The organism is Gynurincola endophyticus (genome assembly GCF_003991195.1).
Classification (GTDB): Bacteria; Bacteroidota; Bacteroidia; order Chitinophagales; family Chitinophagaceae; genus Gynurincola; species Gynurincola endophyticus.
Genome location: NZ_RCWL01000003.1, coordinates 291,084 through 306,790, shown reverse-complemented (window position 1 = coordinate 306,790; position 15,707 = coordinate 291,084). Strand labels below are relative to the sequence as shown.

The 15,707-nt window shown below is 39.4% G+C and carries 13 protein-coding genes; 5 read left to right on the top strand and 8 right to left on the bottom strand.

What is annotated here, in order from left to right; genetic code table 11:
- Window positions 1–15: 15 nt before the first annotated feature.
- Window positions 16–624, bottom strand: coding sequence for an L-threonylcarbamoyladenylate synthase (locus tag D9O48_RS07895; protein WP_126972394.1), 609 nt, complete (start codon window positions 622–624; stop codon window positions 16–18).
- A 97-nt stretch (window positions 625–721) separates the two neighbouring features.
- Between D9O48_RS07895 and D9O48_RS07890 the strand changes: the two genes are divergently transcribed.
- The gene (locus D9O48_RS07890; RefSeq protein ID WP_126972392.1) at window positions 722–1,618 is read left to right on the top strand and encodes a cupin-like domain-containing protein; all 897 of its coding nucleotides are present in this window, start codon (window positions 722–724) and stop codon (window positions 1,616–1,618) included.
- Between the two features lie 441 nt (window positions 1,619–2,059).
- Here D9O48_RS07890 and D9O48_RS07885 read toward each other — a convergent pair whose 3' ends face one another.
- Window positions 2,060–3,088 carry a 2-oxoacid:ferredoxin oxidoreductase subunit beta gene (locus D9O48_RS07885; RefSeq protein WP_126972390.1) on the bottom strand — a complete coding sequence of 343 codons (1,029 nt, stop codon included), beginning with the start codon at window positions 3,086–3,088 and terminating at the stop codon, window positions 2,060–2,062.
- Between the two features lie 168 nt (window positions 3,089–3,256).
- On the opposite strand from D9O48_RS07885, the gene D9O48_RS07880 reads away from it, so the two are divergent.
- Complete coding sequence (locus tag D9O48_RS07880; protein ID WP_126972388.1) at window positions 3,257–5,410, top strand: S9 family peptidase; 2,154 nt, start codon at window positions 3,257–3,259, stop codon at window positions 5,408–5,410.
- On the opposite strand, the gene D9O48_RS07875 is transcribed toward D9O48_RS07880, so the two are convergent.
- The 3 genes from D9O48_RS07875 to D9O48_RS07865 all read right to left on the bottom strand — a co-directional run bounded on the left by D9O48_RS07875 (window position 5,407) and on the right by D9O48_RS07865 (window position 8,500).
- Window positions 5,407–6,714: a M23 family metallopeptidase gene (locus D9O48_RS07875; RefSeq protein ID WP_126972386.1), complete on the bottom strand. Its 1,308-nt coding sequence runs from the start codon at window positions 6,712–6,714 to the stop codon at window positions 5,407–5,409. The two genes, D9O48_RS07880 and D9O48_RS07875, sit on opposite strands and share 4 nt — an antisense overlap.
- A gap of 156 nt (window positions 6,715–6,870) precedes the next feature.
- Window positions 6,871–8,094: a TCR/Tet family MFS transporter gene (locus D9O48_RS07870; RefSeq protein ID WP_126972384.1), complete on the bottom strand. Its 1,224-nt coding sequence runs from the start codon at window positions 8,092–8,094 to the stop codon at window positions 6,871–6,873.
- Window positions 8,095–8,191: 97 nt separating this feature from the next.
- Window positions 8,192–8,500 carry an RNA recognition motif domain-containing protein gene (locus tag D9O48_RS07865; RefSeq protein WP_126972382.1) on the bottom strand — a complete coding sequence of 103 codons (309 nt, stop codon included), beginning with the start codon at window positions 8,498–8,500 and terminating at the stop codon, window positions 8,192–8,194.
- 274 nt (window positions 8,501–8,774) lie between these two features.
- On the opposite strand from D9O48_RS07865, the gene gndA reads away from it, so the two are divergent.
- The 3 genes from gndA to pgl are packed head-to-tail and all read left to right on the top strand — an operon-like array spanning window position 8,775 to window position 12,516.
- Entirely contained in the window at window positions 8,775–10,187 is a 1,413-nt protein-coding gene (gene gndA / locus D9O48_RS07860; RefSeq protein WP_126972380.1) for an NADP-dependent phosphogluconate dehydrogenase, read from the top strand.
- A gap of 41 nt (window positions 10,188–10,228) precedes the next feature.
- Window positions 10,229–11,743: a glucose-6-phosphate dehydrogenase gene (zwf, locus tag D9O48_RS07855; RefSeq protein WP_126972378.1), complete on the top strand. Its 1,515-nt coding sequence runs from the start codon at window positions 10,229–10,231 to the stop codon at window positions 11,741–11,743.
- A gap of 53 nt (window positions 11,744–11,796) precedes the next feature.
- Entirely contained in the window at window positions 11,797–12,516 is a 720-nt protein-coding gene (gene pgl, locus D9O48_RS07850; protein WP_126972376.1) for a 6-phosphogluconolactonase, read from the top strand.
- A 171-nt stretch (window positions 12,517–12,687) separates the two neighbouring features.
- Here the strand turns inward: pgl and D9O48_RS07845 are convergent, their stop codons facing one another.
- The 3 genes from D9O48_RS07845 to D9O48_RS07835 form a co-directional block, all read right to left on the bottom strand.
- Entirely contained in the window at window positions 12,688–13,107 is a 420-nt protein-coding gene (locus tag D9O48_RS07845; RefSeq protein ID WP_126972374.1) for a Dabb family protein, read from the bottom strand.
- A 186-nt stretch (window positions 13,108–13,293) separates the two neighbouring features.
- Complete coding sequence (locus D9O48_RS07840; RefSeq protein WP_126972372.1) at window positions 13,294–15,087, bottom strand: acyl-CoA dehydrogenase family protein; 1,794 nt, start codon at window positions 15,085–15,087, stop codon at window positions 13,294–13,296.
- A 55-nt stretch (window positions 15,088–15,142) separates the two neighbouring features.
- Window positions 15,143–15,586: a MarR family winged helix-turn-helix transcriptional regulator gene (locus D9O48_RS07835; protein WP_126972370.1), complete on the bottom strand. Its 444-nt coding sequence runs from the start codon at window positions 15,584–15,586 to the stop codon at window positions 15,143–15,145.
- Window positions 15,587–15,707: the final 121 nt, after the last annotated feature.

The window sequence follows — 15,707 nt, the reverse complement described above, 5'->3', positions numbered from 1 at the left end:
TGGTCGAAATTACTACTATCCTTCAAAAATTCCCGCACCTTCTCTTATAATTACCGGTTCGTCAGAAGTGTAATCAACTACGGTAGACGGTACCATATTACCGATACCTCCGTCAATAACCACATCAACTAACTTATGAAACTTTTCATACATTATTTCCGGATCGGTATAATCTTCCACCATATCTCCCGGTAACGAGGCACTCAAAATCGGCCTGCCTAACCGTTTGATAATGGCGCGTGCAATATTGTTGTCAGGAATTCTTAAACCAATGGTATCTTTTCTACTTTTTAATAACTTAGGAACTTGTTTACTGGCCGGTAAAATAAAAGTATAGGGCCCCGGCAGGTATTGTTTTAACACTCTATATAGAGGAGTTGATATACTTTTGGTATACGTACTCAGATCCGTTAAGCTATCGCATATAAACGAAAGTTGTGCTTTACCGGGATCCACTCCTTTAATAGCACATATTCTTTCGACGGCTTTAGGCTTAGTAATATCACAACCCAAACCATAGATCGTATCGGTAGGATAAATGATAATACCTCCGTCTTCTAACAATTGAACTACCTGCTCAATCAAACGTGCTTGTGGGTTCTCTGGATGTATTTGTAATAGCATAATGATAAAATAAGGTTTTATTATATGATTACGAAATAAATACGTAGATGAAGGCTGATAGGTTATCAAGAATTTTTATTATGAAAAAATCTATGCCATGAGACTGATTTCTGTAGACACAGTTGATCAAATTCAACCTAACCAATTTAAGGAAAATTATTATTCCAAAGGATTACCTTTAGTTATCAAAGACTTAGCCAAATCGTGGCCGGCATATAAAAAATGGAACTGGGATTATTTTAAAGAAGCGGTCGGACCGCAAAAAGTAGGCATCTATAATAATGTAAAAAGTGATGCGTTTACCCCCGTTAATACTGCCGACGAGTATACTCTTTTTACAGATTATATCGACAAAATCAAAGCTGGCCCTGCGCCCTGGCGCATTTTCCTCTTTAACATTTTTGATCATGCGCCAGAGTTATCAAAAGATTTTATCTGGCCTGATCACCTGATGAAAGGTTTTGTAAAAAGATATCCGATGCTTTTTACAGGTGGGGCGGGTAGTATCACTCACATGCATTTTGATATTGACCTTTCCCATATACTGCATACACAGTTTCTGGGACGCAAGCGGGTGCTTTTATTTCCTTTTGAAGAACAACATAAACTTTACAGAAAGCCTTTCGAAGTTTTGAGTCTGGCCGACTTTTCAAATTATCATGATATCCAACTTTCCAAACTGGATACGGCAAAATTTCCGGCAACACTTGCAGCAAACGGTTACGAAGTCATTCTTGAACCGGGTGATACCTTGTTTATGCCTGCCGGTTACTGGCACCATATGGAATACATCGACAGCGGAGTGGCTATGAGTCTGAGGGCATTACAAGATTCATGGACGGGTAAGCTCAACGGAGCCTGGAATTTATTTGGTATGCGCTCGATTGATACTCTTATGAAAAAAACGGCGCCACATTGGTGGTTCAACTATAAAATAAAAAAATTATATGTTTCTGCAAACAAACATATATCCATGGAAACTATTAGAAATTAACCTAAGTAATTCATTGATATGTACTAATTTCTCTTAATTAACAACTCGTGAAGAAAAAATTTTTGTTTTTTATTGATAATTAAGAAAACAGTTTTTACTTTTACTCCATAAATGGAATACTATTTGTGTTCCATTTTATAAAAATATCCAATATCACTGCATTTTAGTCTGTACGACACCAATCCCAAAATCCTCGAAACACAATTGTAATCGATTTACAATTTCTACCAAAAAATCCTTTACCGCATTATTTTGTTTACTCATTATTGAGTTATTAGACATTCTATTAATTCATTCTCAATATATTATACAGTATATACTGTAAACTGCTTTCTTTTTGTGGTTTCAGAGGTAAGCACATGCCGGCGATGTCCATCGCTGGCCTTTTTTTGTCTATAAACAAAAAAACACAAGCGCAAGGCTTGTGTTTCAGCTAGTTATTTAGAAAATTTCCCAGGTTTCCCTTCCTCTCAGCAATGCATCCAGATTACCTTTTCCTTTCGCGGCAATCACTTCTTCAAGTTGTAATGCCATGGTTTCTTCGTAGCAGGGCCTGTCTGTTTCAAAAAATACTCCAAAAGGACGCGGCATTGCATTTTCAAAATCCGGCTGATCAAACATTCTGATCAAAATCTGGGCTTTATAGAAGTCAGTTTCGTCGTGTATCCAGCAATCCTCAGCAGTGTAACCATCTTCCAGTTTAACTACCACTGGTTTGTAACCGTCTAACCGTACACCAAATTCTTTATTGGCTCCGAACAGCATTGGTTTTCCATTTTCCAGGAAAACGGTATGCATTGGTTTAGAACCTTTTTCAGTAAATATTTCGAAAGCTCCGTCATTAAAAATGTTACAGTTCTGATAGATTTCTAAGAAAGAAGCTCCTTTGTGTTTATGACTGCGTGCAATCATTTCCTGCAGGTGTTTAGGATCACGATCCATACTTCTGGCTATAAAAGAAGCATCCGCACCCATTGCAAGGGCAAGCGGGTTGAATGGATGGTCTAAACTTCCGTAAGGAGTTGATTTTGTAACTTTTGAAACTTCTGAAGTAGGTGAATACTGTCCTTTCGTTAACCCATAAATCTGGTTATTGAACAACATTACGTTTACATCGAAATTTCTTCTCAATAAATGAATGGTATGGTTACCGCCAATACTCAATCCGTCACCATCACCGGTTACAATCCAAACGCTTAGTTCAGGGCGGCTGGCTTTCAATCCACTGGCGATCGCCGTGGCTCTACCGTGAATTGAGTGCATACCATAAGTATTCATATAGTAAGGGAAACGGCTGGAACAACCGATACCAGATATAATTACAATATTTTCTTTTGGAACACCAAGGGTAGGCATTACTTTCTGAACCTGTGCCAGAATGGAATAATCACCACAACCGGGGCACCATCTCACTTCTTGATCAGTTGCAAAATCTTTTGCCGTTAAAGCCGGCGCTATTGTCTCGTTCATGCGTCTAAATAATATGCAAATGTACTGCTTTCCTTATTTCTTTGTGAAAAGCTATTTATTATAACACTGTTTGTCAAAAAAAGTGCGATTCTTTCAACAAATTTATAGTAGAATATTCATCCTCAATTACTAATTTGGTAAATTCACCTTGATCAAACCAGACAAATTATGAAGAGATTTCTCATCGCCCCTTTACTTTTTGTTCTGAGTGTTAGTTTAACGGCTCAAAACAAAGACGAACTGATAAAGGTTACAGACCTCACGAAAATCAAAACCATCAGCAATCTGATAGCTTCGCCTGACGGTAAAAAATTAGTTTTTTCAGTTACAAATATTGCTCCCAAAACCGGTAGTGTATTGGATTTCAACTATGAAAGAGAAATTCTATTCATGAGTACCGACGGCTCCATTGCACCACGCAAACTAACCACTTCAGGCAATGAAGGGGGGTTGCAGTTTTCTCCGGACGGTAGCAAAATTGCCTTTACCCGTTTTCATAACGGTGCTTCACAAATTTTTATTCTTGACCTTGTAAATGGTGGAGAAGCCTACCCTATTACCAGCCACAAAAAAAGTATCGGGTCTTTCAAATGGAGCCCCGACGGTAAATATTTTGTTTTCACAACCGGTAGCAGCTTCCAGGATTTACTAAAAGACAGTACATTGAACCCGGGTTTAAAAGCTCCTCTTTGGAATGACGAACGTCCCGGCCTGGCAAACTACTATCCAACTGCTAAAGTGAAAGCAGATGCTGACGGCTCAATAGAAGAAGTACGTGCTTATCTTGAGAAAAACGCTGAAGATAAAAAAGCAACCGTTTTGCACAAATTGAACCATCTGAGTGAAACTGATATCTCCAACGCCCTTGGGTTTAGTCATTTATGGTTGGTGGAGGCAGTTGCCGGAGCAAAAGCAACTCCGTTAACTTTCGGATTTTTCAGTTACGGAGGAGTTCAATTTACGCCGGATTCAAAATCGATCCTCTTCTCTTCTTCACAAGACTCCATTCAACACCCGGAGCGCGTGTTAGGCAATAAGGTGTACTTAATGGATATTCAAACGAAACAGGTAAAACCATATTTATCTGCGCCGGAAACAGGTTATCAGATTGTAAGTATCTCTCCTTCGGGAAAACAGATTTTATATGTTGCAAACACGACTACATCCTTTGTAAAAGTAAATCCAACCTATATTGCATCGTTCGATCAGCCTAACCAAAAACCGGTTAAGGTTGACCTGGACCGTAGTGTAGGAAACGTTACCTGGACAAAAGATGAAAAATCTTTTTATTTCACTACACAGTCGAACGGGGGTATCCCTTTATATAAAGCTGATGCAAAATCAGGAAAAGTGCAACGCCTGACTTCTTATGATATCGGTATTAACGATTATGTATTAGTGAACAATGATTTTTATTGGATTGAAACCAATGCTCAAAATCCTTATGAAATTTATAAGGCAGATATTAATGGTAAAAACAGTGTTCGTTTAACCGACTTCAATCACTCATGGATTCAAAATAAAAAAATCTCTATCCCCGAGAAGTTTACATTCAAAAATGAAATCGGGCTGGAAGTTGAATACTGGGTAATCAAACCAACCAATTATCAGGCTGGTAAAAAATATCCTTTGCTATTAGAGATTCATGGAGGTCCTTCGGCAATGTGGGGCCCGGGTGCAGCAGGTATGTGGCACGAGTATCAATATTTTGCGAGTCAGGGTTACGGAATCGTATATGCAAATCCGAGAGGCTCCGGTGGATACGGTGAAAAGTTTCTAAGAGGTAATGTCGGCGACTGGGGTAAAGGTCCGGCAAGTGATGTATTAACTGCATTGGATAAAACAATCGCACAGGGCTGGGCAGATACTTCGAAATTATTGATTACCGGCGGATCTTATGCGGGTTATCTTACCGCATGGATTATTGCACATGACCATCGGTTCAAAGCTGCCTGTGCACAAAGAGGTGTATATGATTTACTGACATTTTTCGGTGAAGGAAATGCCTGGAGACTGGTTCCTAACTATTTTGGCGGTTATCCGTGGGAAGCAAAATCCAGAGACCTGCTGATCAGCGAATCACCAATGACATATGTAGCAAATATTCAAACGCCATTGATCATTTTCCATGGCGATAATGATAGAAGAACCGGATTTGTACAAAGTGAAATGCTATACAAAAGTCTGAAGGTTCTGAACAAACCGGTAGAATATGTTCGCCATCCGAATGCTACGCATGAAATTACACGTAGCGGAGATAATCGTCAACGAATTGATCAGATGTTGAGAACCTGGGAATTCTTTGAAAGATTTATTCGCTAGTTCGCTTCAATTGCTAAAGAATCTTTTAATAATTCAGCCTTCATTTCTTCTGAAATGGGGGCTTTTTTTATTTCGATTCTGTTAAGAATACTGTCTTTTGATAAACGATATGCTTCAAATGCAGGTATAGCTGTTTTTGTGATAGGCTCCGCTGTTGGAAACTTTTCTCTTAAAGGGTCTACCTGTTGGCCATTCTTCCAGAAACGGTAACAAACGTGCGGACCGGTGGCTAAACCGGTGCTGCCTACATAACCTATTACTTGTCCTTGAGAAATTCTTTGTCCTACTTTCACCGCTCTTCTGCTCATGTGCAGATATTGTGTGGTATAAGTAGTGTTATGTTTAATTTTTACGTAGTGGCCGTTATTTCCATTGTATTCTGAGGCAATAACAGTTCCGCTACCGGTAGCAATAATTGGTGTACCATGCGGCGCGGCATAATCGGTTCCAAGGTGGGCTTTCCATCTTTTTTGAACAGGGTGAAACCTTTTCAAACTAAAGCGTGAGCTGATGCGTGAAAACTTCAACGGTGCTTTCAGAAAAGCTCTTCTCAGGCTTTCTCCCTTTTCATTATAATATTCAAAAGGCTTATCCTCACTTACCTGATACCGGTATCCATAATAAGGAACACCTTTGTGTTCAAAAACGGCGGCGTGGATATTTCCGATTTGTAAGGGAGAGCCGTCTACCAATTGTTGTTCATAAATTACTTTGAACTTATCACCTTTCTGAATACTGTAAAAGTCGATGGTCCATGCATACATATCAGCCATTTTCATAGCAAGGTTAGCATTAGCACCTCCTTTAATCAGTGCTTCATAAAGAGAAGAGGTAATTTCTCCCGCCACTTCTTTTATTTCTGTTGTTACTTCTTTTTGACCGGCAGTAACGGCTGCAGAATCTTTTAAGTTGAAAACTATATAATCGACTAAGTTGGGATGATAAATAAGGTAAGCGAGTGTTTGCGCAGAGTCACGCTCTTTGATGGTAGTATAAGGATTTCCTACTCTGATATCTTTTACATTGAATACACCTTCTGACGATTGAACCAGCTGATGTACCGTTAAGTTATTGACGCCGTGTTTTGCAAATATTGTAGATAAAAATTCATTCTTCAGAATGGTGTGTTCTTCTACTTCAAAACTATCGATTGCTATTCCGTAAAGATAGGTTGGCTCTTCGGGGGTTACATGATTCAGATCGATATTGTCATCATATTTCTCGTTGCCCGACCACCAATACCAGATGCCACCAGCTATTACGAGCAGCGCAATACCAATCCATAAAAACTTAACTTTTTTCATACTTGCTAATCAGGAGTGAAGAAACGGGGTTAATTTCTTCCTTTTATATGTGTTCCCAAAACCGGATTTGGCAAGTATAACTTTTTATGATAAAAAAAACAAGCCTGTACGAACAGGCTTGTGTTAAACTTTTCTATATTAAAATTTTTATTAACATCAGAGAGCGGAACGTTTTTGAACCTTTTTTAGCTGTATTACACTTAGTATCAGTCCACACAACATCAATACGCCTGCAAACATCATTGACGACCCTGGAAAGTATATTGGTGCATCAGCCGCTGTAAAATGATGAAAAATCTGCGTCATCAGTACCGGGCCGATAATACTCGTGAGGCTCATTAAACTGGTTAAACCTCCCTGCAACTCACCTTGTTGATTTGCCGGAATGTTATTCGCAATAATTCCATTCAGGGCCGGTCCGCAAACACCCCCTAAACAATATACAATAGTGAATGCATACATCATCCATCCTTCTGTAGCGAGGGCATACAGAAAGAAACCAATGGTATAAAACATGATACCGATAACAACACTTTTATTTTCTCCCCAGGCTTTAATGGTATAGCGGATGAGAATACCTTGTACCAGAAAGATACAAGCGCCTACTACCGCTAATGAAATACCAATGTCGTTGGTATCCCATTGAAACTTTTCCATACCATAGTAGCCCCAAACAGTATTCACAGATTGACCAGCCAGGTAAATAAGAAACAAAACGAATAGTAAGGGATAAACTTTTGGATACTGCTTTAATTGTAATAGTGTACCGACAGGGTTCGCTCTTTTCCACTCAAAAGGCCGGCGGTTTTCTTTTTTCAGTGATTCGGGTAATACAAAATAACCGTAGAGGCAATTCACTAAAGTAAGAATACCGGCAACAATAAAAGGCATTCGTGGACCAAACTGACCTAAAAGACCGCCACACAACGGGCCGATAATAAAACCGAGTCCGAATGCGGCTCCGATCAAACCAAAGTTCTGTGCTCTTTTTTCAGGAGGAGAAACGTCTGCAATATAAGCACTCGCGGTAGTAAAGCTGGCACCACAAACACCGGCGACTAACCGTCCGAGAAACAGCCATATAATATTGGGAGCATAGGCCATGATAAAATAATCGACTCCGAAACCTAATAATGAAATCAGGAGAACGGGTCGGCGACCATATTTATCACTGAGATTACCTAAAATCGGAGCGAAAATAAATTGCATAAAAGCGTAAGCAAAACCGAGCCACCCGCCATATTCCGAAGCGGTACTTACGTCTGACCCTGTCAGTTCTTTAATCAGGTCAGGAATCACCGGGTAAATAATTCCAATGCCCGCTACGTCAATTAATAACGTAATAAAAATGAAAATAATAGCAGATTGTGGCTTCTTCATGGTCTAAACTTATCGGGCACAAATATAAATCTTCGGGGTAGCAAAAAAAATCCCGCACTAATTTAGTACGGGATTCAGTATCTCTAAAGCTAATCTACTAATAACGGTTGTTGAAATTGTTATTACGAGGAGCAAAAGAACGTCTTTGTTGTTGAGGACGATCTTCACGAGGACGAGCTTCAGTTACTTTGATAGCACGACCTTCTACTAAACCACCATCTAATTCACGGATAGCTTTTTGAGCAGCTTCCTGGTCTGCCATTTCAACAAAACCAAAGCCACGGCTTTTTTGAGTGAATTTGTCAGTGATTACTTTCGCAGAAGAAACTTCGCCATATTCAGCAAAGAAGTCATGTAAGTCTTCATCAGTAACGTTGAAGCTTAAATTAGAAACATAAATGTTCATAAAAAAAATAATAAATAAAAAATTAATCTGAGAGATCTAAGACAATGTAATGCGGAATTTAACTAAGTAGCAGTGATGCGTAGCAGAATTAGATCAACAATTAAAAGCTTATCTCACAATTTGGATACAAAGATACAATAATATCCTATTCACCTATCTTTTCAACAAAAAGCTTTTGTTAATTGTAAAGATTTATGTCATTTATTGTTCAATCACATTTCTTCTGTGATTAAAATGCATATTTTGGTAAATTTGTTTCATATTTTATATCTACATGGCAACACAATTATATGATTTCGGAATGATTGGCCTCGGAGTAATGGGGTCTAACTTTCTACTTAATATGGCTGATCATGGTTTTAAGGTGATCGGCTTCGATAAAGATCTCGCTAAAGGTCAAGCATTTGAAAAGGCTGCAACCGCCGGTACTACTGTTAAATCGGTTACCGCGTTAGAAGATATGGTGCAGCAACTATCCAGTCCGCGAAGAATTATGATGCTCGTTCCGGCCGGTAAACCGGTTGACGATGTGATTGAGTCATTAATTCCGATTCTTAATGAAGGTGATATTATCATTGACGGCGGTAATTCGCATTTTACCGATACCCTTCGTAGAGTTAATTATCTACAAACGAAAGGGTTGAGATTTGTTGGCATGGGTGTATCCGGTGGTGAGGAAGGTGCAAGAAAGGGCCCGAGTATCATGCCTGGCGGAGACAAAACAGCTTATCCGCATATTCAACCAATGCTCGAAAGTGTTGCCGCAAAAGTAAATGGAGAACCATGTGTAGCCCATTTAGGAAATGCAGGCGCAGGCCACTATGTAAAAATGGTACATAATGGGATAGAATATGCCATTATGGAGCAGATTTCAGAAATTTATGAACTCCTGAAATGGGGTGGTAACCTTACTAACGAAGAAATGTATGAAGTTTTCAAAAAATGGAACGAGGGCGACCTGCATTCTTTTCTGGTTGAAATAACCCGCGATATCTTCCTTCAGAAAGATGAAGACGGAACCTTCCTGCTGGATAAAATTTTAGATAAAGCCGGCGCCAAAGGTACCGGTAAGTGGACTTCGCAAGATGCGCTGGACCTGGGAATTCCAATTCCTTCTATTGATCAGGCGGTTACCATGCGTAACATCTCTTCAAACAAAAACTTTCGCGTAAATGCCGCAGCATTGTACGGCACACATCGCAAATTGCTGACAATCAACAAAGAAGACTTAATTCAACAAGCCCACGATGCGTTATTATTTGGTGTTATCATTGCCTATACACAAGGTTTGTCAATGATTGCAAAAGCTTCGGAAGATTTACAAATGGAAATTCCGATGGATAAAGTAGTAAGTGTTTGGAGAGGCGGATGTATTATCCGTTCAAGCTTATTAACTGTATTCAGTAAGGTCTATTCCGCCCAACCGGATACGGAAAACATCCTTTCAACACAAGAAATAGCCGAACTTATTAAACCGATATTGTTGACTACCAGAACAATACTGGCAACGGCTATTGCAAACGGTTATGCCAGCGGCTCATTATTTGCATCACTGAGCTACTTTGATGCCTTTACCTGCGCAGAAATGCCAACCAATATGGTACAGGCTCAAAGAGACTATTTCGGAGCGCATACTTATCAGAGAAAAGACAAGGAAGGAACATTTCATACACACTGGAATGCCTAATGTTAATTACCCGGTCAGTAAACAAGATTAAAAAAAATTACATGGAACAACATAAAAGGCCACCTGCAAGTTTACTATTCATCTTTGGTGGTAGCGGCGACCTGAACCATCGCAAACTAACACCGGCACTCTATAATTTATTCATGGATGACTGGATGCCCGAACAGTTTTCAATCATTGGTATCGGCCGACGCCCTTTCACTAATGATGATTACAGAAAACATTTGTTAGATGGTATTCAACAATTTTCCAGAAGAAAAGATCCGGTAGACGGAGATTGGGAAAAATTTTCAACGCAGGTTTCATATCTGCAAATGGATGCTTCTGTTGAAGAAGAATACCAGCAAATTGCAGAAATCGTAAAAGAAAAAGAAAAAGAGTTTGGTGTACACCCCAATGTAATTTTCTACTTATCTGTAGCACCGCAACTGGTACCGGATATTGTTAGCAAACTGGGGCCATTAAACATTTGCTCTGATACAAAGTGCACCCGGGTGGTAATCGAAAAACCATTCGGTCACGATTTAGACAGTGCAAAACAATTAAATAAACAATTGGCTTCACTGTTTGATGAAGAGCAGATTTACCGTATCGACCACTATCTGGGAAAAGAAACGGTACAAAACATCTTAGCACTCCGGTTTGCGAACGCATTGTTTGAGCCGATCTGGAACAGAAGTTATATTGATAATGTTCAGATCACTGCTGCAGAAACAGTAGGTGTTGAAGGGCGTGGCGATTTTTATGAGAACTCCGGCGCATTGCGCGATATGGTTCAAAACCACATTCTTCAATTGTTATGTTATGTGGCTATGGAAGCACCGGTTTCGTTCGAAGCGAATGAAATTCGCAATAAAACCGTGGATGTTTTAAATGCAATACGCAGAATTCAACCGGAGGAAGTATATATGCATGCCGTTCGCGGGCAATATGCTGCTGGCTGGATGAACGGAAAAGAAGTGAAAGGTTATCGCGACGAAAGCAAAGTAGACGCACAATCAAGTGTAGAAACCTTTGCTGCCGTTAAATTTTATATTGACAACTGGCGTTGGCAGAATGTACCGTTCTATGTAAGAACCGGTAAACGCTTAAATGGTAAATCAACCGTCATCAACATCCAGTTTAAGCCGGCTCCACATTATGCATTTCCTCCGGAAGCTGCAGAAACCTGGCGCCCGAACAGATTAACCATCAGTATTGCTCCGGATATGGATATCCGTTTAAGATTTCAGGGAAAACGCCCCGGACAAACTTTAAACCTGAATCCGGTAGATATGGTATTCAGTTATAAAGATGCTTATGATGGCAATGAACCGGAAGCATACGAAACATTATTACTCGATGTAATGGAAGGCAATGCTACTTTGTTTATGCGTTCAGATCAGATTGAAGCTGCATGGAAAGTGATAATGCCGATTTTAGATAATTGGAATAACACCACCCCTACTTCCTTCCCGAATTATTCGCCGGGAAGCTGGGGCCCTGAGGATGCCGCTGCACTGGTAGCCAGAGACGGCCATCACTGGATCAGCTTACCGAATAAAGACAAAAAATAGATTGTTCATACTTGAAAGCAGGCTACCACCTGCTTTCTTTTTAAGTTTTAAATATGGAAATTATTGTAAAACAAAATCCTTCAATACTAAGTGAAGCACTGGCAGAATGGATCACCTCATTCATTGAAAGTACACTGGCAAAACAAGACCGTTTTACCTGGGTAGTAACGGGCGGTAATTCACCGAAAGAGCTTTACAAGCGTTTGTCGGAAGCTCCATACAGTGAAAGAATTGAATGGGACCGTATTCATATTTTCTGGGGTGATGAAAGAGCTGTTCCGTTTGAAGATGATCGTAACAATGCGAGGATGACTCACGAAACATTATTAAATCATGTTCCGATTCCGAAAGAAAATATTCATATTATGGATACCAGTCTCGAACCGGAAGCCGCTGCGCTGGAATATGAAAAAACCATTCTTCATTATTGCGGTGAAGACAGCGTTTTTGATCTGGTATTAAATGGAATGGGAGATGACGGCCATACACTTTCACTATTTCCGAATACGGTAGCGGTACATGAAAATATGCGGAATGTTTTTGCATTCTGGCTAGATGCACAAAACATGTATCGTATAACACTTACAGCTCCACTAGTGAACAAAGCGAGAAGAATAGCTTTCTTAACTTTTGGTGCCAATAAAGCAGAGGCACTGTATCAGGTAATTCAGGGTGAGCGCAATGTTGATCAGTATCCATCCCAAATTATTCAACCATTAAACGGTGAACTATATTGGTTTATTGATGAAGCGGCGGCGGCGAAGCTATCATAATTTTATTGCTTTATAGAAAAAGTGCCTGATTACATTCAACAATCAGACCCGATAATAAAAAACAGGGAGTCTTAAGACTCCCTGTTTTTTATTATATTATACGTGTTTTTTTTGTCAAAAGATTACAGATAATAATTCTTTTGTAATATTTGATACATATCAGCCGTATTCTTATTGAGCTGTTTTTGAATCATACACCTGAACTTTCTCCCATAAATGACTGTAGTTTTTCACAAAAGCTAAATGGATAGAATCTGTTTGATATTCATCCTGTGAAATGGCATCGTCAAAAACCAACAACCACGAAACACCATAAGAATTATCCACCACTTCCCGATCTGTTCCTGCAGGCAGGCCGATATGGTAGTCTCTGATAGATTCTATTTTAGTAAGTGTTTCAAGCCCTTCAATGAGTTTTGCCACATCTTCTTTGCTACCTGAATCTTTCATCCAAAAATAAACATGGTGTAAAAACTGGCCCTGAAGATTATTCTTTGCGTTTTCAGGAGCTTTGAATTTAGGTGTTTCCGGAGCACATGCCGAACCTACAACAAGCATCAGCGACAATACAAAAATGATATTTTTCAGCATAGTCTATTTTTTATAAAAATAACACCTTTTGCTTTTTATCACTAATGAATATTTGATGAATTTCTGTAATAATTCAACCAATCAAATGGTTTCAGAGTATAACACCGGCAAATAAAGTAAGCGTTTTTTAGATAAAAAGGCTGCCCTGAACATAAAGACAGCCTTTAAATTATAGCCGTAAAAAACCTATTGCGGAAATTTTCCGTCTGCGTACAGACGATCGGTAATTGCTCTTCTGGCTGCTTTACTGTTGAACGGATCTTGTTTAGTGAAACGTTTCAAGCCTAACAGTAACATTCTGTGCTCATCACCTTCAGCAAAGCCATTGATCGCATCCTTACCGAATTTATTGATTTTATCTGCAGCATCATAAATAAAGGTTTGCGTAACTGCCAGTTCGTAAGCAATATTATCAGCACCTTTAGTTTCTGCAAGTTTCATTACGCGTAATAAAGCACTTTCAGCCAGGAAGGTCTGAATGGCCATATCTGCAATATTCATTAATATTTCCTGTTCGCCTTCAATAGCCATCATTAATTTTTGAACGGCTGCACCAGCTGTCATCAGAATAGCTTTCTTGAAGTTCTGAACATACTTAATTTCTTTTTCAAATAATGCAGATTCACCAGCACCAAATTCAGGAATCCCCATGAGTTCTTTTAAAACCCCCATTGCCGGTCCCATCAAATCCAACTTGCCTTTCATTGCACGTTTCAGTACCATATCAACACTCAGCAAACGGTTAATTTCGTTTGTACCTTCATAAATACGGTTGATGCGGCTGTCGCGATAGCCTCTTGAAATTTCATACTCATCACTGAACCCGTTACCTCCATGCACCTGTACGCCTTCATCTACCACAAAACTCAATGTTTCAGAACCTGCAACTTTTAGCAAAGCACACTCGATAGCGTACTCTTCGGCTGCACCCAGCAATGCTTCATTGAATGGTTTTCCTTCAGCTAACAAAGCCTGTTCTTTTTCATCAATCCATTTAGCGGTTCTATATAATGCAGATTCAGTTACCCACATTAATATAGCCATTTCAGCAAGCTTGTGCTTGATTGCACCGAAGTTTGCAATCGGTGTTTTGAATTGTTCGCGGGTTAAAGCGTATTGTAAAGAAATATTTGATGCACGTTTAGCACCGCCTAATGCAGCAGCACATAATTTTAAACGGCCGATGTTCAGAATATTGAAAGCAATAACGTGCCCTCTGCCTACTTCACCCAGTACGTTCTCAACCGGTACTTTACAATCCTGAAAATACAGTTGAACTGTAGAAGAGCCTTTAATTCCCATTTTGTGCTCTTCTGCTCCCTGAGTAAAGCCTTCAAAGCCACGCTCTACAATAAATCCGGTAAACTTATCTCCGTCTACTTTTGCAAAAACAGTATAGATATCTGCAAAACCACCATTGGTGATCCAGCATTTTTGTCCGTTCAGCAAATAGTATTTACCATCAGCACTTAAAGTAGCGGTGGTTTTAGAACTCAAAGCGTCCGATCCGCTGTTCGGCTCGGTTAACCCATACGCACCCTTCCACTCACCGGCAGCCAGCTTAGGAATATATTTTTCTTTCTGCTGGTCATTTCCAAAATATAAAATCGGTAAAGTACCGATTCCGGTATGAGCGGCAACTGCTACTGAAAAAGAATAACCTCCACCTAAACCTTCATTAACGATGGTTGAAGTTATAAAGTCTTTACCCAAACCACCCAATTCTTCAGGAATAGATGCCCCCAATAAGCCTTGCTCACCAGCTTTGGCAACTAACGATGGCATTAAACCAGGCTCCAGTTTATCGATCTTATCCATAATCGGTAAAACTTCCGAATCAAGAAAGTTTATACACATGTCTCTCACCATTAACTGCTCTTCATTATAATCTTCCGGAATGAAAGTTTCATTCGGTTCGCTCTGCTTGATGAGCCATTCGCCACCTTTGAGTAATGTTGATTGTTCGTTAGTTTGCTTCATAGCCAAGACAATTTAATAATGTTGGGAATTTGTTTCAGGCAATTGAGTTTATATCTTACTTCAGGTTATTATATACGATTTGCAGCACCTGCTTACAGGTTTCAATCTTATCTGCAGGTACTCCAACCAATGCTTCGTTCAAAGTATCCTCAGCAATTGACATGCTTTTATCTCTTAACGAACGACCATAATCTGTTAAAAAAATATGATTCACTCGTCTGTCTTTATCAGAAGGTACTCTTTTTACTAATTCTAATCTTTCCAGATTATCGACCAATCTGGTGATACTCGGCTTATCTCTAAAAGTTGCATTACAGAGGTCCTGCTGACTAATTCCATCTGTTTTCCAGAGATGATATAAAACACTCCACTGCTCAATAGTCAGGTTCAACGAAGCATGATTAAACTTCTTTTGAAGGCGACGAGCAATCGCTGTTGAAGCTTGCCCAGTGATAAAACTGTACAATTCTCCACGTTTGAAATGTAAGGTAGTAGTCATTATTAGTTAATTTACTATTGTATAACTAACGAATGTTTATGCAATTGTTAGTTATACAACTATATAAAGGTATAAAATATCCCGGTCTGACCAAGATTTTATAGTTATTTTTTTCACTTTT

Bases quoted from the DNA above. Each gene is read 5' to 3' on its own strand.
- D9O48_RS07880 (WP_126972388.1), top strand. From the start codon at position 3,257: ATGAAGAGATTTCTCATCGCCCCTTTACTTTTTGTTCTGAGTGTTAGT.
- D9O48_RS07835 (WP_126972370.1), bottom strand. From the start codon at position 15,586: ATGACTACTACCTTACATTTCAAACGTGGAGAATTGTACAGTTTTATC.
- D9O48_RS07875 (WP_126972386.1), bottom strand. From the start codon at position 6,714: ATGAAAAAAGTTAAGTTTTTATGGATTGGTATTGCGCTGCTCGTAATA.
- D9O48_RS07870 (WP_126972384.1), bottom strand. From the start codon at position 8,094: ATGAAGAAGCCACAATCTGCTATTATTTTCATTTTTATTACGTTATTA.
- zwf (WP_126972378.1), top strand. From the start codon at position 10,229: ATGGAACAACATAAAAGGCCACCTGCAAGTTTACTATTCATCTTTGGT.
- D9O48_RS07895 (WP_126972394.1), bottom strand. From the start codon at position 624: ATGCTATTACAAATACATCCAGAGAACCCACAAGCACGTTTGATTGAG.
- D9O48_RS07845 (WP_126972374.1), bottom strand. From the start codon at position 13,107: ATGCTGAAAAATATCATTTTTGTATTGTCGCTGATGCTTGTTGTAGGT.
- D9O48_RS07840 (WP_126972372.1), bottom strand. From the start codon at position 15,087: ATGAAGCAAACTAACGAACAATCAACATTACTCAAAGGTGGCGAATGG.
- gndA (WP_126972380.1), top strand. From the start codon at position 8,775: ATGGCAACACAATTATATGATTTCGGAATGATTGGCCTCGGAGTAATG.
- D9O48_RS07885 (WP_126972390.1), bottom strand. From the start codon at position 3,088: ATGAACGAGACAATAGCGCCGGCTTTAACGGCAAAAGATTTTGCAACT.
- D9O48_RS07865 (WP_126972382.1), bottom strand. From the start codon at position 8,500: ATGAACATTTATGTTTCTAATTTAAGCTTCAACGTTACTGATGAAGAC.
- pgl (WP_126972376.1), top strand. From the start codon at position 11,797: ATGGAAATTATTGTAAAACAAAATCCTTCAATACTAAGTGAAGCACTG.
- D9O48_RS07890 (WP_126972392.1), top strand. From the start codon at position 722: ATGAGACTGATTTCTGTAGACACAGTTGATCAAATTCAACCTAACCAA.